We start from the raw sequence: 22374 nt of genomic DNA, 5'->3' as shown, positions 1-22374 counted from the left end.
TAGGGCAATGCAGGAGCAATTGCCGAGGAGCAAAAATCTGCCCTGCCGCCGACGCCTGTCGATCGAGCAATCGCACCCTCTGTTGAGTCGGCATTGTTTTTCTTATCGAAAAATTAGATAAAGTATCCTAATCTACGAACTTTCACAGTAAATTATCCAAGTTAGTCAATCATAACCAATGGACTATGGCATTTAGGTGCTGGGTGAATACATCCATGTAAGTTTGACGACGGAATCTGATTGCTGTGAGTACCTAGGGACTTCAAACCCAATTATCGAGGAAACAACCATGCAAGCCTACTATGAAAGAGAAACTGAAATCCCTAACAATCACCAGCTCGATTTATCGTTGCCTGATGACATTCCAGCGGCTAAAGCTAAAGCGGCGATTATTTATGAATTTTCAGAGCCAAAAGATAATACAGGGATCGCTTTAGCAGAATTTTTAAATAAGTATCAAATCGAAGGTGTTGATCGCGGATTCAAATAACATGTACAAATCACAATTGCGGCGATGGTGATTTATGAAGTGGTGCGCGGCATTGAGTTACTGCCTGATTCTAAAAAACGGTTAAAACGACCGATTAGATTGAATCCGCGTCCCGATCTTCAAATATTGGAGGCATATTGCCTGCTCGACAGACATTGGTTGTTGGAGCGCGCTTGGCAAAACGATGATATCGTCAATGCGCCGCCATTCGATGCGATCAGCATGAACTTAGGTGATCTTTGGCTACCGCAAGACTGAGTAGAGCAAAAGGAGGGCGTGTAAGGCGCTATATTGCAAGAAATAAAAGAGATACGGCCTTTTTATTGCTAAAAAATAGTAAGTACGATGTGGTGAGGAACGAACTACTCTTGTGCCCTGTGGGTATTGGTCGCGATCAATGAGCATCGCTAATGCTCAATGCCTCCTGCGCGCGCTACCCGATTTTTGCGACCCCCTTCTTTTGCTGATAGGCTGGAGAAAGTTAATGCCAACAATTTCAATGTTCTACGGAATTATTATTCGGATGTATTACGCGCCGAAGGAGCATCCTCCGCCACATTTTCACGTCTACTTTGGTGAGCATAAGGCGACCATTGATATCCGAACATGCGAGGTAATACAAGGCGACCTACCAAGAAAGCAGACTAAGCTTGTCTTGGCATGGGCGGAACTTCATCAGGAAGAGCTGATGGCTGATTGGGATCTGGTGATGAATGGTGAGGAACCATTTAAAATCCAACCGTTACAGTAAGAGGTAAAATTATGTATCCATCTGTTAAAAATGTCACTCCGGGTGAAGATTATCTTCTCTCAATAGTCTTTGATAACGGAGAAAGAGGAACTTTAGATATGAAGCCGTATTTGGATTTTGGTGTTTTTCAGAGACTCAAAGAACGCAATGTATTCAATCGAGTCCGTGTATCTTTTGATACCATAGAGTGGGATTCGGGGATAGATCTTGATCCTGAGTTTGTTTACAACAAAAGCGAACGTTCAGTCGCACAATAAGGTACTTCAGCCGACGTGAAAAAACCGCGCGATTGAGGAGTTCGGTGTCAGTCGTTCCTTACAATGACATTCAGATCTTGGTGATTTAACTTGAGACTCAGTTTAGTCGGACAGCATCCCGATTGGCCAGGCCTTTACGCATTGAATTTGCAGGAGCGCTCTACCATGTAACCGCTCGCGGCAACGCTCAAGAAAATATCTATCGTAACGATGCCGATCGGGAGCGGTTTTTGGCGTTGTTACAAAATGCCGTTAATCGTTACGATTGGTATTGCCATGCGTATTGTTTAAGGCGGGGCGCTTGAGTTGTGATGGTTAATTGTTTAACATCGCCGGCTTGTCTGGAAGTTTCGTTAATACTATGAAAGCACCCATTGTACTGATCGGTATCGGGGAATTAGGCGGCGAATTCGCGCGCGGTTTTTTACGTTGCGGACATCCGGTTTATCCGATCACCCGGCAAACGGCACTCTTTGACGCGGCTGATCAAATACCGACGCCGGGCCTTGTTTTGATCACGGTGCAAGAAAGCGAACTGGACAGGATATTGAAGGATCTTCCCAAGTCCTGGCGAGATAAAGTCGGACTCGTGCAAAACGAATTATTACCTCGTCATTGGCAACAGCATGGCATCGATAATCCTACCGTTGCCGTGGTCTGGTTTGAAAAGAAACCGGGGATGGCGTTGACCAATATTCTCTATACACCGGTGTATGGCCCTCATGCCGATGAGCTAATTCATGCATTGGAGGCAATCGATATTCCTACGCGCTTGCTGGAAGATGAACCTCAATTGGTATACCAACTTCTGCGTAAATCGCTTTATATCATGACGGTCAATATCTGCGGTTTGTCTTGCGGCGGTACGGTTGGAGAATTATGGGCACAGCATGGCAAGCTAGTTCGGGAAGTTGCATTGGAAGCGATCGGTATTCTGGAATGGCTAAGCGGCCAAGAACTTCCTGCAGAAAAGCTGATTGCCGGCATGATTGAAGGCATTGAGGATTGTCCCGACAGAAATTGCCTCGGCCGTAGCGCTCGATTCCGCTTGGAGCGTGCTCTGCACTATGCCGGGGAAGCCGGATTGGAGACGCCCAGGCTCAATGACATCTACCGGCAAGTCAAGCAAGAAAAACCGTAATCAATGAGCCGATGGGGACTGCTGCCGGAAGAAGTACTGGCGCAATTGCGAACACGCGAGTGGCTGAATGCTGAAAACCTGCGCGGCCGTTTGAGCGGCGACCGTCCTTTTCCTATCCGAATAGCGCTTAAAGCGCCGACCGGTGCTCAGGCTTTGGCCAATCTGGAGCATTTCCGACGCTTTATCGAAAGCTGGAGGTGTTGGCCGAATCCGGGTCAAGTGAACTGGCAAATTAAAAAATTCCTGCAACTAGGTGAGCAAGCACTGCCCGTTGCTGTGCAAATCGATTCGATGCCGGCGTTGATAGCCGTTCTGGGTTCGAAAGCCGAAGCTAGAAAACAGCGCTGGGAGCAGTTGATGCGACCGCTGTTGAATATCGATGCTCGCCTGTCCTCCGTTTTAATCAAACAACTGTCGGTACTGGAAAGCATGGGGCCGGACGATAGCGCGCTATTGGCGCAATTACTGCCTCAGTTACATCGGGACATGGGGCATGGCGCTTATTTGCGCGCCTTGTCGCTGAAGGGCGTCGATACCAAGTTCGTTGAAAATTATCATGGCTTGATCGAAGCCTTGGCGGACCGGCTTCATGATGGCTCGGTGACTGAACGAGGTGGCTTGTTGAATTGGTTGAATTGTATCGCTAATCCGAGCGGCTGGCTGTTAGTGCGTCCGTTGTGTCGGCAAGGTCGCGATCGACTAGCCGGTTTGCCGGTTTTGCAAATGGATACGCGGACGCTGCAAAGCTATGTCTTGCCTGTCAGTCGTATTCTGGTCGTCGAAAACAAGCAAAGCGGTTATGCGTTGCCGGAACTGGACGACACCATTGCGGTATTCGGCGGCGGCAGGAATACTGCCTGGATGGATACCGAGTGGCTCAAGCAGAAAAGTATCGCTTACTGGGGCGATATCGATAGCTGGGGCCTGACAATTTTGAGCGACGCGCGTCGGCGTCAACCGCATTTGCAGGCGTTGATGATGGATGAGGTTACCGTTCTTGAATATCGAAACCGCATGGTCGATGAAGAAAGTCCCCAGACTAGGCTGCCTGAATATCTGACCGAAGCGGAACAACAATTGTTTGAACGCTTGCAAAGTCGGCATTACGAAAAAACGCGGCTGGAACAAGAGCGCTTGGCGCCGGATTATATTCGGGCGTGTTTGCTGGGTTGGCATTAATTATGAGACGGAATTTTCCGGTTCCTGCGGTCCTCCTTGGAAACCATACCTCGGCTGCTGAGGCAAGATCGGTATGTATTACCACGCTGAAGCGGTGGGAACGAGAATCTTTTATGATCTTTATAGCGAAATGCTTTTCTAAGGTTATAAGTCCATGTGATCTATTTCTTGAATTCTCATTATTAATCAGGTAGATACCTGATTAGCAAGATGCTTTAGCTTGCCGAAGCCTAGTGTCCGAGCAGGGGCCAATCGTAGTCGCAAAAACCTTCTGCGGGACGGGTTATTTAACCCGTCCCCAACGTTTCGGTTTGCCCTAAACATTTCGGCTGACTTCGGCCAAAGTCAAAACGTTTAGGACGGGGTTGCAAACCCCGTCCTGCTAAGGGAACGAGTCGGGGTTGATTGAGAGTGAGCGTAGGTTGTGTCGGTCTCAGGAAGCTGGAGCTCTCATCGTTATACATAAGTCAAAATATACCCTTTTGCAATCTTAACCAATGAGACCTCGATACCATTTACTGTTACTTAACACTCGCGGCTAGGCGATCCGCGTAGGGTACGCTGTGCGTACCATGGTAACCCCGCAATGTTCATGTGCCAACCGAGCCGCCAGGGCACGGCTTTGGCACGCGCAGCGTACCCTACAATTTATGTATAACGATGAGAGCCGGAGCTTGGGAAAGAGCGTGATGTGGTTGGCCGTTTTTAGCTAAAGAAACTTGCTAATCAGGAGTAGATTTGTGAAGCCCGAGTTGGATTATTTATTGCTTGAGTTTTAAGGATTAATTTTTTTTGGTGTTGGGCTTTATGAAAAACTATTCCTTTGCGATGCTGAAAGGCGATATATTCGGCGGGTTGACTGCGGGTGTTGTTGCATTGCCGTTGGCGCTTGCATTTGGTGTCGCATCCGGTGCTGGTGCATTAGCCGGTCTTTATGGTGCGATTGCGTTAGGTTTGGTTGCCGCCGTTTTTGGCGGCACTCAATTACAGGTGAGTGGACCCACTGGGCCGATGACGGTCGTTTTTGCTTCGGCTTTGACGACTTTCGGAGGGAATTTCCAGTTGGCGTTGGCCGTTGTTTTGATTGGCGGTTTGTTACAAATCTTGTTCGGTTTGATACGGTTGGGCGGCTTGGTGCGGTTTATTCCTTATCCAGTGATTTCCGGCTTCATGAGCGGCGTCGGCATGATCATCATCATTTTGCAGATGGCGCCGCTATTAGGCGGTACACCGGATTCCTCCACACTATCGGCCTTGTTTAATTTACCGTCAGTCATCGAATCGGTCCGGTTCGATTCGATGTTTTTGGGTTCGCTGACCTTGGCAATTGTTTTTTTGACGCCTATCAAAATCAGCCGCTTCATTCCTTCACCGTTGTTGGCGCTTTTTATTGGTACCCAACTGGCCGTCTTTGCGGGCCTTGAAGCCGCCGTGATCGGCGATATCCCGGGCGGGTTACCTAAGTTGCATTTCCCGTCTTTTAGTCTGGAACATTGGTCCTCGGTGTTTATGTTAGGGTTGACGTTGGCTTTGTTGGGCAGTATCGATAGCTTGTTGACTTCATTAGTAACCGATTCGATTACGCATACGCATCATAAGCCCAATCGAGAGTTGATTGCGCAAGGGTTGGGTAACATTTTGTGTGCTTTCATCGGCGGCTTGCCGGGTGCGGGAGCGACGATGCGCACTGTGGTCAATGTCAAGGCCGGTGCGCAAACACGGCTGAGCTCAGTGATGCATGCTTTATTCCTGTTGTTGTTATTGCTTGAACTCTCGCCGCTGGCAAGTCAAATTCCGTTACCGGTGCTAGCCGGTGTCTTGATCAAGGTCGGTTTTAATATCATCGATTACAGAATGTTCAAATTGGCGTCGAGCTCGACTCGTTCGGAAGTATTGATCATGTTTTGTGTGTTGCTACTGACCGTGTTAGTCGATTTGGTCATTGGCGTGACGGTCGGCGTGATTTTGGCCATGGGGATGTTGACTTGGCGTTTAGCGCAGCAGGCCGACATTAGTTTCGAGACCAATCATGACTATCATTTGACAGAAAAACCAGGGGAGGGTGTTAGAATTATGTCGATCAAGGGTCCGCTGTTTTTCGGTTCGACCAGTCAGATGTTGGACCGCATTGAGGCGGTCGACAGCATCATGGATACCGAGGAGGTGATACTCGACTGTCGGCGCGTGGATTTGATGGATCTGAGTGCTATCGTGATGCTGGATGAAGTGGTGCGCTATCTGCAGGGGCGTTCGATGCAGGTTAGAGTTCTGGTTAAGTCAGCTCTGCGCGATCAATTACTCAATGCAAAGAGTTCGAGTTTTAATGAGCGAATTCTTTTTACGAGTCTACATGAAGCGCTGGTGCCGGTTGCGCAATTACAAAGCCTTCATGAGCTCGATTCTATGAGAATTATGCAAAAAGATTATTGAGAGGGCCGAACGAGGCTTTTGGCCCTAACTTCGGTTTCAAATTGATTTTCGGTATGTTGCTGCTGGGTTTCTTTGCCACGGTTGTGAAAAGTAAGAATACTCCCGCAGGGGCGCAGAGTTTTTAATTTTTTAGTTTGTTAAATCCCATAATTCCATTGGCTTGCGGAAACCGGAAAGTGTTTTAAATCTTTATATTTTCAGCGCCTCTGCGGAAGATATTTCAGTTCTTTATTGAAGAAATACGTCTTTCGATTTAACAAAGATCATCCGGACACCTCGGATTTGATTAAAAATGCACAAGAGCAATCTCCTCGAGCCATACAGGCGGTTTGTTCGATCGGTCGATCGAGCAGTGTCGAAATCAAGGCATGGTCAAAATCGCAGAGTTCGCTGAACTGTTGGGCTAAGTCGTGATAGACGCAGTTGGAGGCTTTGATTATTGGCTGGCCTGTGTTGATATCAAGCGATGCCTCATAACCCAAGCTTTGCATCGTGTCGACCAGTGCCGCGACTTTTTCATCGGGTTGTTTGCCGTCAAATTGAGTGAGAAGCGTTTTAGCCAATTTAACGCCGAGTCGCCACATGAACTGTCGAAATGCATCTTCAGACATTTCAGACTTAAGTTCCGATAACACCAGATTACCGAACCATGAGTATTGCTTCGGAAAGTAATTAATGCCGTGTTCGGTCAAGACATAATTTCGGGACGGCCGTCCTCCCGTGCTTTTGAATATGTCTTTTTTAACCAGCTGTTCTTGTTCAAGGCTGGATAAATGTTGTTGAACCGCATTTCTGGAAATATCCAGCTGTTCGGCAATCTCATCGATACCCAGGCCTAATCTTGACTCGAGCAGTAATTTCAATATTTGCTCGCGTCGAGTGCCTATTCCTTTTGTCAAAATAACCTCCTCCCCTTGAATAATCGTTTTTTACGCCAATTTATAGGCTATTTCAAATAGCAAGCATAGCATAATAAAGCAAATATGTAACTTATGTAATATAAATATTGCAAAAGAATGGTATCGAGACTAAACTTGTTCTTGGTAACTATTCAGTCCCCCGGCAATTATCGTTCCCACGCTCTGCGTGGGAACGCCTGAGTACCGCTCCAGCGGTACGAGACGCTAGAGCGTCTTGGTCTTCATTCCCACGCAGAGCGTGGGAACGATAGGGTGTGAATAATTACTGTTCTTGAGCCTTTGGTGCTCAGCGATAGAAATATAAACATAAACAAAGGAAGATAACGATGAGTGAAGCTACACCTAATCAATCATTATTTGAACAAATCGGTGGAGAAGCGGCTGTTAATACGGCAGTCGACATTTTTTACCGTAAAGTATTAGCGGATCACCGAATCAATCGCTTTTTCGATAATGTCGACATGGAGCAACAGGCGGCGAAACAAAAAGCGTTTTTAACAATGGCATTCGGCGGACCGAATAGTTACACCGGTGCCGATATGCGCAACGCCCATGCTAGATTAGTCAAAATGGGGTTGGACGATTCGCATTTCGATGCCGTTATGGAACATTTAGGCGGAACATTGAAAGAATTGAACGTGCCTGATAACCTAATCGAGCAAGTCGCTTCGATTGCAGAAAGTACCCGCAACGATGTATTAGGCAGATAATTAGGGAAGTTTGACGATGGCCCTGAAAAAAATCATATTGGACGAGCATGAGACTATTTGCCATGAGGGTGAAACAGTTCTTGAAGCTTTATTGCGCGACAATGTCGATATTCCCTTTAGTTGCAAACAAGGCGCCTGCCAAAGTTGTATGGTGCGCAGTTTGGATGTTCCTCCCCCCGCTCACGCGCAAAAGGGCTTGAAGGATGTTTTGTGTAAGCAAAACCATTTTTTGGCTTGTTTATGCTATCCCGAACAGGACATGTCGATTACCCTGGGCCATCAACCCGAATACTTTACCGAAGGTACGGTTATCGCAAAGGAACTGCTTAATCCTGAGACTGTTTTATTAACGATACAGTGTAAAGACGCACTGGATTATTATGCGGGACAATTTGTCAATTTAAAACGTGCGGACGGTTTGATTCGGAGTTATTCTATCTCCAATAGCCGAAGGCATGCCGAAAAACTGACTTTTCATATTCGCCGGTTGGCGGGCGGAAAGTTCAGCGAATGGGTGCATCAGGAATTAAATATCGGCGATACGATTGCCGTGTCCGACCCTCAGGGACTTTGTTACTATTTGCCCGATAAAATGGAACAAAGCCTGTTATTGATCGGCACCGGTAGCGGTTTGGCGCCGTTGGCTGGGATAATCCATGAAGCCTTGGAGGAGGGGCATACCGGTCCTATCCATTTGTATCATGGCAGTCGAGACGTGGATGGCCTCTATTGGATCGACGAGATGCGTGAACTCGCTGATAAATACGAGAACTTTCACTATACGCCTTGCGTATCGAGAGGCGATGCGCCGGAAGGCGTCGCGCAAGGCCGTGCTAACGATGTAGCAATGGCAAACATTCCCGATTTAAAAGGCTGGCGTGTTTATTTATGCGGGCATCCGGACATGGTAAATCATGCGAAAAGAATGGCTTACTTAAACGGCGCTTCGCTACAAGATATTTATTCCGATGCATTTCATGTCGCATCGCCTACACTGGACTGATATATATTCGGATTTTCGTAGGGTACGAATCGCGCACCTATTTCGAGGTTTGTTTTTTCTATTACGTTTGTCAATGGTTCGACGCCTCACGTTGAGCCTAAGGATTTCGTGATAAATAACGTCCAGCTTTGTTGAGGGTTCGGTCACTCGCTTGGCAGGACGTCGTGAACCCAGCACCTAAATTATCCAAGAGGACTAACCATAGCCAATAGATTATGGAATTTCGGTGCTGGGTGAATACGTCCGTGTAGGCTTGACGGCGGTGACTGATTGCCATGGATGGCGTGTATTAGAGCACCAACAGTAGGCGCTTTAGGCGATGCAGGGCAGAAAAATGCTCCTGCATTTTCTGCATTCGTTACATCTTTGTAACTCAGCAATTGCCGACGACTGCAAGGATGCAGGAGGTAAGGCAACGCAGGAGCAGTTGCCGAGGAGCAAAAATCTGCCCTGTTGCCGACACCTGCCAATCGAGCAACCGAACCCTGCTTAAAATAGGGGGGTAATTTACGGCCAAATCCTTAGTCCCCGTTCCTAATCAAAAATAACCGAGCCTCTTTCGGTTATTTTGGGGATTTCGTCATACGGCGAGACTATCATTTTCATTCATGCCGGCCGGATTTTGCTGCGCAATTTTTTGAGTAGGTTATGATCGAACCCGTTGCCTTAAAAGATTTTTTCATCACGTTTTTTTCATCCGCTTTGATCATTCTGGCCGGCGCAAGCTATGCGCTGCTCTATGCTTGGTCTAAAGTGAACCCGAATTCCCGAATCAAAATTGCCGCTTATTTTTCTTACGCCGTGTTGGTCATATCGGTCGGCGTATTGTCGAGTGCCGCCAATTTTTCGGGTTACTGGCTGATTGTCACCATTTTGATGATCATCGGCTATTTTTTTGCACCGATAGGCATCTGGCATCTATGTGTTAAAACGCATCATAATGAAGAGGCCGCTATAATAATAAATAAGAGGAGGAGCGATGAATGAAACACCGTTGTGGGCATCGGAGTCATTCTGGAAAAAAACCGCGATCTGGGTAACGGCCGGGTCGTTTTTAATATTAGTTGTCTTAACATTCGATTCACTCAAAAAAACTACGGCAGGAACGCAGAGGGTTCCTGCCTATGACGTGATCAATAAACAAATCGATTATCAATTTGATAAAGAATTGAATAAATTTATGCCGGTCATCGGCGGAGAAGAGCTGTTATTCGGTAAGGAATTCACCGAAGAAGAAGCGAGAGAGTTAGTCGATTTAGGTAAAAAAACCACGCAAGCTAAAAATTGCATGAATTGCCATACCTTGCTCGGCAACGGTGCTTATTACGCGCCGGATTTGACCAAAGCCTGGTTGGATCAAGGCTGGATCAGTCCTGAGATGCGCGAGGACATGATGTTGCAGTTTTTAATGAACCCGGAAAAGAACGCCCGTACTTTTGGTACAGGACGCAAGATGCCGAACTTGGGCATTACCGAAGCCGAAGCTAAAGGCGTTGTGGCCTTTTTGAAATGGATGTCGAGTATCGACACGAACGGCTTTCCCTATAACTTTAAAACCTTGTACGCGGAGGATTGATCATGAAATCGGGTGGATTAGCGGGTGTGATTGAAAACGCGGGCGTATTAGTTGATCGATCGCGCGGTTATTGGCAGGATTTTCAGAACTGGGTGCAACTGGATAGTAGTACCTTAAGTCCCGGCAGACAACTGGCGGTAAAATATTTCATCGTTGCGGTGATTTTGTTTTGTGCGCAGATTCTGTTCGGACTGTTGGCCGCGCTGCAATTTATCTTTCCAGGATTTCTCTACGAATTTTTGGATTTCAGCGTCAACCGCATGGTGCATATCAATGCGATGATTGTGTGGATGTTATACGGCTTCTTCGGTTGCATCTATTGGTTGTTGGAAGATGAAAGCGGCACTGAAATCGTCGGTTTAAAGTACGGGGTTTGGGCTTTTTGGATTTTGACAAGCGCGGTAATGCTTGTCGTATTGGTTTATTTACTCGTGCAAATCGGGCCGGGCAAAGATTCCAGTTTGTGGTTCATCAATGAAGGCCGTGAATACATCGAAGCGCCGCGCTGGGCCGATATTGGTATCGTCGCGGTTGTGTTGACGTTCTTTTATAACGTCGTTGTGACCTTCAGTAAAGGTAAGTGGTCCGGAATCGCAGGTGTGTTGACATTGGACTTGGTTGCCTTGGCCGGTTTGTATGTGGCTGGGATGTTTTATATGACCAATATCACGCACGAACAATATTGGTGGTGGTGGGTCATTCATCTTTGGGTCGAAGCGACATGGGAAGTCTTGGTTGGCGTGATCATGGCCTGGTCGTTGATGAAACTGCTCGGCGTCCGGCGAAAAATCGTCGAAACCTGGCTGTATATCGAAGTCGCGCTGATGTTCGGTTCTGGCATCTTGGGTTTGGGGCATCATTATTTTTGGATCGGCACGCCCGAATATTGGCTCACGATCGGTGGTTTTTTCTCGGCACTTGAACCAATACCGTTGGTCGCAATGGTCGTGCATGCGGTTTACGACTCCGGGGCGCATTCGTTCAAGACCGGCAATCATCCGGCATTAGCCTGGATCATTGCGCAAGCCTTCGGTAACTTCTTCGGAGCGGGCGTTTGGGGCTTTATGCATACGCTGCCGCAGATTAACTTGTACACGCACGGCACGCAATGGTCGGCTTCGCACGGACATTTGGCCTTTTTCGGCGCCTATGCGACGATCAATATCGCATTCTTTTATTTGGCGATACAGCACTGGCGAGGTGATGTCTGGATGGCTGGAGGCATCAAGAATGCCTGGCGCTGGAAATGGGCCTTGGGTCTACTGAATGTTGGCGTCCTTGGGATGACGATTGCCTTATTGATTGCCGGTTACGAACAATCGTTCGTCGAACGCGCCGTCGAAGGATCGACTTGGGGCGGCTATTTCGCTGCGCAGTCTCAGCCGGCTTTCCAAAGTGCGATGACGTGGCGTTTGTTTTTCGGATTGATCACTGCAAGCGGGTTAGTCTTGTTGGTTTGGGACTTGCTAACGATCGGCAAAGGCGAAGAGCGTAAGGCTGAAATGCCGCAACAGGCCTAAAAAAACAAGTCATTTGCCGCATAAAAAAAGGCGCTTTATTCGAAAGAATAAAGCGCCAAGGCCTTAACAAACAATCACAAAGGAGGACACACAACGAAAGCATTTCTGCTTGTTAATACTAAGGCATTTCCTATGCCAAAGTTTTTAAAAATACAATAACATTCTGATATTAAATAAGAAATATCTTTATTTAGAAATGCAGTTAAATCACGAAAATCGCTATTAAGACAAAACAATGGCTTTTAATGCACAAAAGTTATGTTTTTTCGATGCTGGCTCCCTATTTTGGTGCATGAGTTACTGTGAAAGTACTCGAATCGAACAGGGTGCGGTTGCTCGATTGGCAGGTGTCGGTGGCAGGGCAGATTTTTGCTCCTGCAAAATCTGCATTCATGCCATCCTTGGCAATCAGTCGCCGCCTTCAAGCATGGACGTATTCACCCAGCACCTAAATTTCATAGCCCATTGGCTATGGTTAACTGTCTTGGATAATTTAGGTGCTGGGTTCGCGGCGTCCTGCCGAGCGAGTTACCGAACCCTCAACAAAGTTCATAGCTCCAGGCCGTTATCGTAGCCCACCATCGAAGTTTATCGCAGAGGTTCAGTGTTCTAAGTCTTAAAGAAAAAATGTGACGGGCTTCAATGTTTACAAGTGCCTGTTTCGAATCTACACTGAAGATCTGTTCAGATCCTTTTATGCCACTAATGGGTTTCTATCGTTTGGAATTAAAGCCAATCGAATGCTTCGTCCATCGAAGTCGGTATCGTTGCCGGTTTTTCTTTCCTGACCGATTTGACAAGACCGGTTTAGTATTGGACAGAGGCTGCACGCTATCGTCGATTAGTGCCGATAAGGGTTTGGTCGTAAATAACTTCCCCCTTTTACCGAACCCTCAACAAAGCGCATAGTTTCAGGAAGTTATTTATCACGAAATCCTAAGTACCGAATTCGATCTTTATCATATTGAGTTCGGTGAGATAGCCGGGATTTGAATCAAAGAATATCCGAACCGCCATCGATACTCCGGGGTATGCCATGAATCAGTTTCGAAAGCCCAAAGGCCAATGGCGCCCGCGTCAGGTTTTATTGTTCAGCGGCCACATGATCGATGCGCCCGATCGGAACCAACCGAGATTTCCACCCGACAAGGAAGTCGTCGCCGCGCAGAAAATAGCAGAAACGCTCGATAAACTCGAAGCCGGTCCGGAAGATTTGGCGATGACCCAGGGTGCTTGCGGCGGTGACATACTGTTCGCGGAAGCCTGTCTGCAACGCGGTGTCGGACTGATTCTGCTACAGCCCTTCGATGAACCGTTATTCATTGAGAAATCGGTGCTTCCGTGCGGAGAATCCTGGAGGAACCGATACTATAAGATCAAGCCGCATGCGCGAATCGAATCCGCGCCGGCCGTGCAAGGTGCTCCGCCCGAAGACGTCAATCCTTACGAGCGCTGCAATCGTTGGTTGCTAGACTCGGCAATGGCCTATAGTACCGAAAAGGTTCATTTTATTTGTTTGTGGAACGGCGAGGGCGGCGATGCGCCGGGCGGAACAGCGCATATGTTCCGGGAAGTCAATGAGAAGACAGGCCAGGTGTATTGGTTGAATACCAGGGAATTGTGGTGAAAAACATTATCGGTAATTTCAGGTATACGGGATGGCGGTTCGGTCCCGAGGCATGAACGACATTAATCCCGCCGATGCTCTGGTTCTTGATCCGATTTTACGTATCGAAAAAAATCAGCCGAGCCGGTATCGAATTCGCGGCTAAATACTGCAAACCGAAACATTTCGAAGGATATCTATCATGAAACAATGTTTTGTCATTCAAGGCTACGGCAAGAAAACCGATTACACCAACGGCCGCGAATTGGATCTCGATGCATCGTACGAAATCATTAAAATTGCGGTGGAATCGGCCGGGCTGGAATGCATTCGTGCCGATGAAATCGTTCATTCCGGCACGATCGATGTGCCGATGTACGAGCGGCTGTTGAATGCCGATCTGGTCATCGCCGATCTGTCCACTTACAACGTCAATGCGGCTTTCGAACTCGGCGTGCGTTATGCTTTGCGGCCGCATACGACGATCGTTTTGGCCGAAGAGCAGTTTAAAAGCCCTTTCGATATGTCGCATATCGTGATTCGGCGCTATAAACATTTGGGTGAAGAAATTGGCTACAAAGAAGCTCAGCGCCTTATGAAAGAGTTGGAGGAGGCGATCAAACAAATTATCGGCAGCCCCGTAACCGACAGTCCCGTCTATACCTATCTGCCGCAATTGAAGCCTCCGCAACTAGTACCGCAACTGTTTAAATCGGCGGTTTCGCCTTCCGCACCGAAACCGTCCATTACGTTAGCCGGAACTTCGCCGAGTCCGGTCGCAGAAATCATTGGCGAGGATAATCCCAGTGCCAAAAAGATGCTCGACAAGGCGATGGATAGCATCAAAAACGACGACTTTTCAACGGCCAAAATATTGCTGCAAGAAATCAACAGAATGCGCCCCGAGGACTCGTTCGTGGTTCAGCAATTGGCCTTGGCGACTTATAAAAGCAAGCAACCTTCCGTCCTCGCAGCATTGGAATCAGCCTGCGAGGTTCTCAAAGTATTGAAACCGAAAACTTCCAATAATCCGGAGACGCTGGGTTTATGGGGCGCGATACATAAACGCATGTGGGAGGAGTGCGATCGTCCGGAATGCCTGGAAAAGAGCATATCCGCTTATGAACGCGGTTTTTATATCAAACAGGACCATTACAACGGTATCAATCTAGCCTACCTGTTGAATCAGCGGGCCGTTCATGCGTTGCAAGACGGTAATCGCGAAGAGGCTTTAGCGGATTTTGTCCACGCCAAACGCGTGCGTAAAGATGTCATTCGATTCGCGAGCCCGTTAGTCGACAAGTTGGAAGATAAGCATGGTCGTTATTGGGTGATCGCCACGCTCTTTGAAGCGGCGATAGGGCTTGGTGACAAACAGGCGGCAGCTAAATGGGACGCCCAGGCCAAAGCCATGGACGTGCCGAATTGGATGCAGCAAACCCGCGAAACTCAAGCGATAAAATTGAAAGATTTGCTCACGCAATATGTAGAGTTGACCAACAATAACAATTAGAGGTGGGATGATGAACGCAATCGAAACGGCCGACAACATTTTATCGGGAAGCGAATTTCCGGATTTACCCGACTTAAAAGAATTGATCGGAGTTCTGAAAGGTGAGCTGGAATTCGGTAAAGCGCGCAGGGTTTTGGAAAGGGCTCGTGACATTCATCCCGAAGACATTTGGGTCGTTCAACAGTTGGCCTTATGCACCTATAAGGACGAAGAACGCTATCCCAAACATCGCTTCGAAGAAGCATTGACATTGCTGGAATCGATTGGTTTACGCGACTCGAAAAACCGAGACTCAGAAACCTTGTCGTTGGGCGGCGCGATTTATAAAAAGCTTTGGGAATTTTGCGGACAAATCGATCACCTTTATCAAAGCCTGTCGTTTTACCGGGCAGCTTTTGAAACCAATCCGGATCGTGATTTGGGTTATGCTGCGAATAATGCGGCTTATCTTTTAGACTTGCTCGCGGCGCGCGCCGAAAGCCTGGAGCAACGAAACGGCATTAAGACCAAGGAAGCGCAAAAATTCCGAAAAGAAGCATCGGACTTGCGCAAAAAGAGTTTGGAAAATTTGTTGGCTCGGCAAAACGATCCCGAGCTGTCCAAAAATTATTGGTTTTCGGTCACAATCGGCGAGGCTTATTTCGGTCTAGCAGATTATGCCGAAGCGGGTGGATGGTTGGCCAAGGCACGAGATTCAGAACCGGAACCGAAAGAATGGGAACTTCAATCAACTTTTCGGCAATGGGTAAGATTGGCGAAAAATCAGGGCCTCGATGTCCCCGATGAAACGGAAGAACCGGAAACTTGGCATGAAGCCTGGCGAGCATTGCATCGACTGCTGGGCGACGAAACGGCCAATGCGTTGATGTGTTATCGCGGCAAGGTCGGGTTGGCTTTGTCGGGCGGCGGATTCCGCGCTTCATTCTTTCATCTGGGGGTGATGGCTAGGCTGGCAGAGGTCGATGCGCTACGCGGTGTCGATGTAATGTCGACCGTTTCGGGCGGCAGTATTTTGGGTACTCAGTATTATTTGGAAGTGCAGAAATTGCTGGAAGATTCGTCGAAGAAGTTGGATCGCGATGATTACTTGGATGTCATCGAAAAGCTGCAAAAAGGTTTTTTGCAGGGCGTGCAAAGCAACATCCGTATGAGGGCATTCAACGATTTTATCGATAATGTCACGATGTTGTTTTCCAAGCGTTACACGCGCAGTCATAAATTGGGCGAGCTTTATGAAAGCAAACTGTATTCTCAAGTGGACGATGGTAAAGCCTACCTGCCGCGCAAAATGCCGGATTTAATGGTAGAGCCCGCGCACGGAAGGTACCAGGGAAAAGATTTCAGGCCGAATTTCCATAACTGGCGGCGTCGGGCCAAGGTGCCGATTTTGATGTTGAATACCACATCGCTGAATTCCGGCCATAATTGGTTCTTCACCGCCAGTTGGATGGGTGAACCGCCAGGAATGATCGACATCGATAGCAACGAACGCTATCGCCGGCTGTATTATAGGCAAGCACCGGAAGACAGCCTCAAAAATTTCAGATTGGGCTATGCCACAGCGGCCTCGTCTTGTGTGCCCGGATTGTTCGAACCGCTCGTATTGAGCGGCCTGTATCCGAAGCGTGCCGTCAAATTAGTCGATGGTGGCGTTTATGATAATCAAGGCATTCAGGGCCTGCTTGCGGAAGGATGCACGCTGATTTTATGTAGCGATGCCAGCGGGCAGTTGAACGATTCGCATGATCCGGCCGATGATCCGGGCGGTGTGGTTTTGCGAACCGTATCTGTGTTGCAGGATAGAATTCGGGAAGCTCAATATCAAGATTTACAAGTCCGCTTGGATAGCAAGGCGTTGGAAAGTGTGTTTTTCGTTCATACCCGAAAGGGTTTGGCGCCTCAGCCTTTGGACTGGATAGGTTGCGACAATCCCGGCGGACAGACTGACGAAGAGCACCTGACATCCTACGGTGTTTCGAAGGATCTGCAAGAAAAAATTGCAGGGCTTCGCACCGATCTCGATTCGTTTACCGAAGTAGAAGCGTATTCGCTGATGGCCAGCGGCTATTTGATGGCAGACCGGCAATTAAAGGATTTGGATCAACGGCACAAGGCGGAGCGTAATCCAGGTACCTGGGGCGATTTCGACATCCATACAGCACCCCAAAGAGATTGGGAATTCTTGAAATTGAAAGCCATTCTGGCCGAGAAACCAGGTCAACAGGCGACAAAGCAAAGAATGGATTTAGCTTTACAATTGCAGGTCGGCGGGAGTCTGTTCTTTAAAGCTTGGCATTTGGTCTCCGGTTTAAAGATTGCGGCATTCGGCGCTATCGTCTTCTTGCTATGGGTAATGATCGAGCTCGTTGCCGCACAATGGAATAGTGTCGTGTTTTCGATGTCGGTCGGCGGTTTGATTGTCGTGCTTCTGGGTTTATTGGCGGCATTATTTCTTCCGGCGATAAAATGGTTGAATCCAAAGGAAGAGGTGAGAAGCATCGTAATCAAGGTTGCGATTGCGTTGACTGGCTACCTCATGGCCAAGCTGCATTTGCTGCTTTTCGATCGTTTGTTTTTGAAACGAGGTCGACTGGCGCGATTGCTAAGTTTGAAATAAACAAACCGTTTGCAATACAGGCCGGCAATGCGAAATTAAGGGCCAAAGATAAAGTGAGGTCTTATGAATTTACTGGACGGGCAGCTTTTTTTTGCATTAATCGCCGCACTGATATTGTCTTGGGTTGCGGGCCTGCTTATTGCTCGGCGTTATCGCAATAAAGTACTCGAGCTGATGATGGTTGGCGATGCGCCTGATGACTCGGTTGCTAAGGATTTGGTCGTAAATAACTTTCCTATTTCACGGCGTCCTGTCAAGCGAGTTACCGAACCCTCAACAAAGCTCATAGCTCCCGGACGTTATTTATCACGAAACCCTAAGGCCGATTCAACGTTTTCGGCCGATAGTGAGGGTGACCGGTTTTCGGTCGAAGGTATCGATTTGTTTCGTCAGAATTCCCATGCACTTTGGCGGTTACGCATCGCATTTACGCTGGTTTCGGCTATCGTTGCAATAGTTGTTGCTCTTAGCGCTCAAACTGCTTATGTGGAAGAGGCCTATAGTTGGCGCCGGACGACGATTCTGACTTTGGTTTATGCGTGGCCGTTAGTGCCGGGAATAGGATTGTTGGAGCGTTGGTTGCGATGGAAAATTCTGATCGTATCTGTGTTTTATATGTTATTGGCCGGCCTGTTGGTCATTGTAAGCTCTTACGACAGACAGATTTCGGTCGAAATGATGTTCTGGTTATTCGGTCAGCAGGTGCCGTTATTAGTCTTTGTGTTTTTTATGACCGGTCCGAAATTACGCGCCGTCGGACCGTATTTGTTGATCGTGTTTTTTTTGTTGGCCGCGTCATCGTTGACCGGATTAAATATTCTCGAACAAGCGCTGGGGGACGAACCGGATTCTTGGGTAATGGATTGGGTTTCGGCAACGAATGCTTATTTCGTTTTTATCTTGTTCAGTGTTGCGCCATGGCTGTTGGCTTATTATCCGGTTCGCCTGCTGGCGAGAGGCGTTGCTACGGCATATCGTAAAAAACTATTTTCAGAACCCTTATACCTGTTCTCCGGTTTATGGGCTATTGCCTTGCTTTTTCATGCGATGGTGCTTAGTCATTCGCTCGGTTTTGAGGCGTATGTAGTCTTATTTGCCTGGGTTATTATTCCTCTGTCGTTTGTTGTGTTGGCCCCAGTGTTGCGGCAACGCCATCAAGCGCCGACATTGTTGCTGTTGCGCGTGTTTCGGTCGGATAATCGTATTGAATCCTTATTCGATCAAATCGTCGAGCGGTGGCGTTATTCCGGCAAAACTTTGTTGATAGCGGGTAAGGATTTATCATTGCGCACGCTTGAGCCCGACGAATTGTTTACGTTTTTGAGCGGACATTTACAAGAACGTTTCATTAGCAGCGAGACGCGATTGCAACAAGCTTTGCAGGATTTGGATTTGTTACCTGACCTAGATGGACGGTTTCGTATCAACGAGTTTTTTTGCTTCGACGGTACTTGGCAGAGGGTACTGTCCGTGTTGGCGCATCGAGCGAATTGTGTTTTGATGGATTTGAGGGGGTATTGCTCGGACCGGCAAGGCTGTAGTTATGAGTTGAGTGTCCTCGCCGCTATGCCGCATTTACGCAGGCTGGTCATTTTGTTCGATAAACAGACGGATAGAAAAACGGCCGAGCATTTACTGAAAAACAGTCTTACAAAAATTGATTGGATAGACAGCGATGCGAAGAGCGACTCTGAGTTCTCGCAGAAAATTTTGAAACCTTTATTGACCGCATGAATTGAAAAGCATGCTAACGATGATTGGTTTATTTCATTTTTGGAGTTTTATGCCATGACTATAACAACCTTAATGAATGATGCGCGAATCGGAAGGATTATCGCAGATGCAAATGATCATGACGACCAATGGAGAGACGATCTACAGCGTTTTTTGAACGGAGATGCTTCATTGACGCGAGCCTCGGCCGGCGAAAGCGGTATCAAGGCGATTCAGCGTGTGCTGATTTTCTTGGGATATTCGACGACATCGACCGGCGCGTTCACGATCGACGGCGATTTCGGTCGCGGTACCAATCGTGCGGTCGCGCAGTTTCAGTTCGAGCACGGTTTGAATCCGGCGATTAGCCGAAAAACGATTTGCTACGAGTGTCGATGGAATACCGCGCGGACTCTGATAACAGTGATACCGGACGCCAAATTGACTTTGACTACGTTGGAAAAAATGCTCAAAGCCGCGCTTGATAGAATTGACGCCGGACATATCATGACCGGGCGCTTCGATGATGCGATCTTTCATTTGAATGCATTGCATAAAAGGCGTTTTTTGGATTGCCGAGGCATTCTCGACCGCTATGGAGAAATGGCGCAACAGGCTTCGAAACAAATCGAGCAAGAAAAAGGCGTTGCCGTCCGCCCCGAATGGATTTTAGCGATCATTCGCCAAGAAACCGCCGGCGTCATAAGGCCGAGATTCGAACAGCATTACTTATCGCGATTGAACAAACAGCACCCCGACGCGCCGTTGGAAGAGTTGCGCATGCAATCGATGAGTCTCGGATTGGGGCAGATCATGGGAGCTAATTTCAAAATGGTCGGAGCGAAATCGGCGACGGAGCTTTTCACCGCGCCGGCCGAGCAACAGGTGGCATTTGTCGCGAGATTCCTAACCGGCAGAAAAGATGCGGTTAAAAAAACAAAGCCTGAAGAAGCCGATTTTCGGAGTGTCGCCAGGTATTACAACGGACCGAAATACGAAGCCCATCATTATCATGAGCAACTGGCCCGCTGGCACCGGGAGTTTAAGGCTTTAATGCAATAAACCGAACATTCATTGTTAATGGACAATTCATAATCCTTGGATTCAAGTTATAAGTGCAATCCTGGTAGTCCTTCGGCTGCGCTCAGGGGAGTCATATCGAAGGCTGAAGGGTTCACCATGCCGATGAGTTATACCTTTCGCACTTCAAATTTCGGCAGTGCCTTAGGAGGCGCCGGGGTGTGCGGTCCATACGCATCAAGCTAAGGATGTCGCTAAAATTAACTTACTGAATTGCCAAAGTTTCATTTAGGGCACTTCCCCGAATATACTGTTACCCAAGCTTCAGCTTGGGTAGCCTGTTCAGGAAGCTCTAGCTTCCCGACAACAACGAAGATTGAACGAGCGGCTTCGATTCGCCACTGGTGGCATTGATGGAGAGCTTATATTAGAGCTTGCTCAAGTGGGCGAATATTTTGGCGTGAGTTATTCTACAGTGAGCCGCGCAGTGAAACAGACGGAAAAGGGAAGAGGCGCTGTCAAATGTAAGGCTTAGGTAAGCTGGCAATGCTGCCAGCTGTGAGAGAGCCGCGTAAGCGGGAAGCTCTCCCGAGTAAGGCCTAGTCAGCCGCTCGGAAGTGTAATGACTGCGAGGCGAAAGCCGAGGAGACAGACAAGCGAGTGCAACGAGGTGAAGGGAGGATGCCCTGAATCCGACACATAGCCCCGAGAAGCAAGCCTACGAGGCTCACCTAGCGTTAGGTGAAGGACGACGAAAGTGTTGTACCGCAGAGCGGAGGATGCTCTGTGGGAGCGATCCCCTGATCGCGATTTCGAAGCCTAGAGTGTTAAGTGATAATGAATGGTATCGAGGCGTCATTGGCTAGGGTTGCAAAAGCGTAATTTTTGACTTATGTATAACGATGAGCGCCGGAGCGTGTGAGCCATTTGATAGGAGACGCTCCATCGTCCCCCGATCTACGCGACTTATTCAGAGGTTAATTCGGCCTTGCAACGGGCAATGACATTGCCGCTGGGTGTGGCGGTGAAGCCGCCGAAACCGGTATAAAAGTATGGACCAGGATGATCGTACTTAATACGGCAAGGCACGTCATCACGTTCGACGAAAGCCGGTTGCACGTCGCTGTCGGTATCCGGAGTGACGGTGCAAGAAGCGATCGCAAAGTTTTTGTTGACGGTGACTTTAACGCTGGCAGGGCCGTGATATACGCTATCGCCCGCTTCCGATGAGATATTGCAAGCGCCATTGCCTTGGTTTCCGAACGGGTTGATGACGATAGGCGCAGGTGGCTGCATGGCGTTAGCCACACTCGCGGCAAGTAACAAGGGCAGTGCGGTGAAAAGTAAAGTGCTATTATTCATAAAGTTTCGAATGTCAGTGTAAGTGTAAATAAATCCCTCATTCCTACGCCTGCGCAAAGGTATGAGGATAACTTTCCTTCATTTGGATTCCCACACTCCAGCGTGGAACCCGGAAAGGACAATCCAGAGCTTATATTCGTTAGTTAGTGTTTTAAGTTTCGCTAACGAAGTCGCTGCCTTTGGCTATACCAGAACCTAACAGCAGAGTGGGGTGGTCCTTCCCCATGTTCTAAAACTCCTTTTATTCACTCATCGTGAGCTATGCGTCTCCTTGACAGGAACCAACTTGGTTGGTCTAACCGTATAAAGCAAACGGCATGCCAGTTTATAACTCATTGAATGGTTATCTATTTTTTAAGGACCGAAAAAATGAAAACGGAAACTGTGTGATATGAAACACCTAAATTAGGTGAAATGACCTATTTAAATGCCTCCTACGTTTCGATGGCGCTTCACTGGGAAAATAAAACAGAAAAGTAGAAAAGGTAGAAAAAGAGTTATTTTTTTAGGTAATAAAGTAACCTGACCCCTTTTCTCGGACCCCTTTTCTAGGACCCCTTTTCTAC

Annotated in this window: 20 protein-coding genes; 18 read left to right on the top strand and 2 right to left on the bottom strand. The window is 47.9% G+C overall.

Annotated elements, in window-relative coordinates:
• The first annotated feature begins 289 nt into the window (after nt 1-289).
• From ACRJJO_RS12755 to ACRJJO_RS12720, 8 genes are all read left to right on the top strand, one after another.
• Nucleotides 290-490, top strand: coding sequence for a hypothetical protein (locus ACRJJO_RS12755; protein ID WP_431066102.1), 201 nt, complete (start codon nt 290-292; stop codon nt 488-490).
• A gap of 24 nt (nt 491-514) precedes the next feature.
• On the top strand, nt 515-748 hold the full coding sequence (locus tag ACRJJO_RS12750) for a hypothetical protein (RefSeq protein WP_431066101.1): 234 nt from the start codon (nt 515-517) through the stop codon (nt 746-748).
• Between the two features lie 226 nt (nt 749-974).
• Nucleotides 975-1241, top strand: a complete 267-nt coding sequence (locus ACRJJO_RS12745; RefSeq protein WP_431066100.1) for a DUF4160 domain-containing protein — start codon at nt 975-977, stop codon at nt 1239-1241.
• Nucleotides 1242-1252: 11 nt separating this feature from the next.
• A complete protein-coding gene (locus tag ACRJJO_RS12740) occupies nt 1253-1498 on the top strand; it encodes a DUF2442 domain-containing protein (RefSeq protein ID WP_431066099.1) in 246 nt (81 codons plus the stop codon).
• 122 nt (nt 1499-1620) lie between these two features.
• Nucleotides 1621-1803 carry a transposase gene (locus ACRJJO_RS12735; RefSeq protein WP_431066098.1) on the top strand — a complete coding sequence of 61 codons (183 nt, stop codon included), beginning with the start codon at nt 1621-1623 and terminating at the stop codon, nt 1801-1803.
• A gap of 56 nt (nt 1804-1859) precedes the next feature.
• Entirely contained in the window at nt 1860-2639 is a 780-nt protein-coding gene (locus ACRJJO_RS12730; protein WP_431066097.1) for a hypothetical protein, read from the top strand.
• Between the two features lie 3 nt (nt 2640-2642).
• Nucleotides 2643-3818, top strand: a complete 1176-nt coding sequence (locus ACRJJO_RS12725) for a DUF3322 domain-containing protein (protein ID WP_431066096.1) — start codon at nt 2643-2645, stop codon at nt 3816-3818.
• An 807-nt stretch (nt 3819-4625) separates the two neighbouring features.
• On the top strand, nt 4626-6248 hold the full coding sequence (locus ACRJJO_RS12720; RefSeq protein ID WP_431066095.1) for a SulP family inorganic anion transporter: 1623 nt from the start codon (nt 4626-4628) through the stop codon (nt 6246-6248).
• Between the two features lie 263 nt (nt 6249-6511).
• On the opposite strand, the gene ACRJJO_RS12715 is transcribed toward ACRJJO_RS12720, so the two are convergent.
• Nucleotides 6512-7147, bottom strand: a complete 636-nt coding sequence (locus tag ACRJJO_RS12715; protein WP_431066094.1) for a helix-turn-helix transcriptional regulator — start codon at nt 7145-7147, stop codon at nt 6512-6514.
• A 347-nt stretch (nt 7148-7494) separates the two neighbouring features.
• On the opposite strand from ACRJJO_RS12715, the gene ACRJJO_RS12710 reads away from it, so the two are divergent.
• The 10 genes from ACRJJO_RS12710 (at nt 7495) to ACRJJO_RS12665 (ending at nt 20488) form a co-directional block, all read left to right on the top strand.
• Nucleotides 7495-7878 (top strand): group I truncated hemoglobin, encoded by a 384-nt coding sequence (locus tag ACRJJO_RS12710; RefSeq protein ID WP_017840409.1) that lies wholly within the window; start codon nt 7495-7497, stop codon nt 7876-7878.
• Between the two features lie 16 nt (nt 7879-7894).
• A complete protein-coding gene (locus tag ACRJJO_RS12705) occupies nt 7895-8881 on the top strand; it encodes a 2Fe-2S iron-sulfur cluster-binding protein (RefSeq protein ID WP_431066093.1) in 987 nt (328 codons plus the stop codon).
• 648 nt (nt 8882-9529) lie between these two features.
• Nucleotides 9530-9868 carry a hypothetical protein gene (locus ACRJJO_RS12700; protein ID WP_431066092.1) on the top strand — a complete coding sequence of 113 codons (339 nt, stop codon included), beginning with the start codon at nt 9530-9532 and terminating at the stop codon, nt 9866-9868.
• The gene (locus tag ACRJJO_RS12695; protein ID WP_431066091.1) at nt 9861-10457 is read left to right on the top strand and encodes a c-type cytochrome; all 597 of its coding nucleotides are present in this window, start codon (nt 9861-9863) and stop codon (nt 10455-10457) included. Before ACRJJO_RS12700 ends, ACRJJO_RS12695 begins: the two co-directional genes overlap by 8 nt.
• Nucleotides 10458-10459: 2 nt before the next feature.
• Nucleotides 10460-11977, top strand: a complete 1518-nt coding sequence (locus ACRJJO_RS12690) for a cbb3-type cytochrome c oxidase subunit I (protein ID WP_431066090.1) — start codon at nt 10460-10462, stop codon at nt 11975-11977.
• A 1036-nt stretch (nt 11978-13013) separates the two neighbouring features.
• On the top strand, nt 13014-13604 hold the full coding sequence (locus ACRJJO_RS12685) for a hypothetical protein (protein WP_431066089.1): 591 nt from the start codon (nt 13014-13016) through the stop codon (nt 13602-13604).
• A gap of 181 nt (nt 13605-13785) precedes the next feature.
• Nucleotides 13786-15096 carry a TRAFs-binding domain-containing protein gene (locus ACRJJO_RS12680; protein WP_431066088.1) on the top strand — a complete coding sequence of 437 codons (1311 nt, stop codon included), beginning with the start codon at nt 13786-13788 and terminating at the stop codon, nt 15094-15096.
• A 10-nt stretch (nt 15097-15106) separates the two neighbouring features.
• A complete protein-coding gene (locus ACRJJO_RS12675) occupies nt 15107-17713 on the top strand; it encodes a tetratricopeptide repeat-containing protein (RefSeq protein WP_431066087.1) in 2607 nt (868 codons plus the stop codon).
• Between the two features lie 63 nt (nt 17714-17776).
• The gene (locus tag ACRJJO_RS12670) at nt 17777-19447 is read left to right on the top strand and encodes a hypothetical protein (protein WP_431066086.1); all 1671 of its coding nucleotides are present in this window, start codon (nt 17777-17779) and stop codon (nt 19445-19447) included.
• Between the two features lie 54 nt (nt 19448-19501).
• Nucleotides 19502-20488, top strand: coding sequence for an N-acetylmuramidase domain-containing protein (locus ACRJJO_RS12665; protein WP_431066085.1), 987 nt, complete (start codon nt 19502-19504; stop codon nt 20486-20488).
• A 924-nt stretch (nt 20489-21412) separates the two neighbouring features.
• Here ACRJJO_RS12665 and ACRJJO_RS12660 read toward each other — a convergent pair.
• Nucleotides 21413-21808 (bottom strand): hypothetical protein, encoded by a 396-nt coding sequence (locus ACRJJO_RS12660; RefSeq protein ID WP_431066084.1) that lies wholly within the window; start codon nt 21806-21808, stop codon nt 21413-21415.
• Nucleotides 21809-22374: the final 566 nt, after the last annotated feature.

The organism is Methylotuvimicrobium sp. (genome assembly GCF_050611805.1).
Lineage (GTDB): Bacteria > Pseudomonadota > Gammaproteobacteria > Methylococcales > Methylomonadaceae > Methylotuvimicrobium.
Note: the sequence above shows the minus strand (reverse complement) of the source record. Positions and strands in the feature narration are given on the sequence as shown.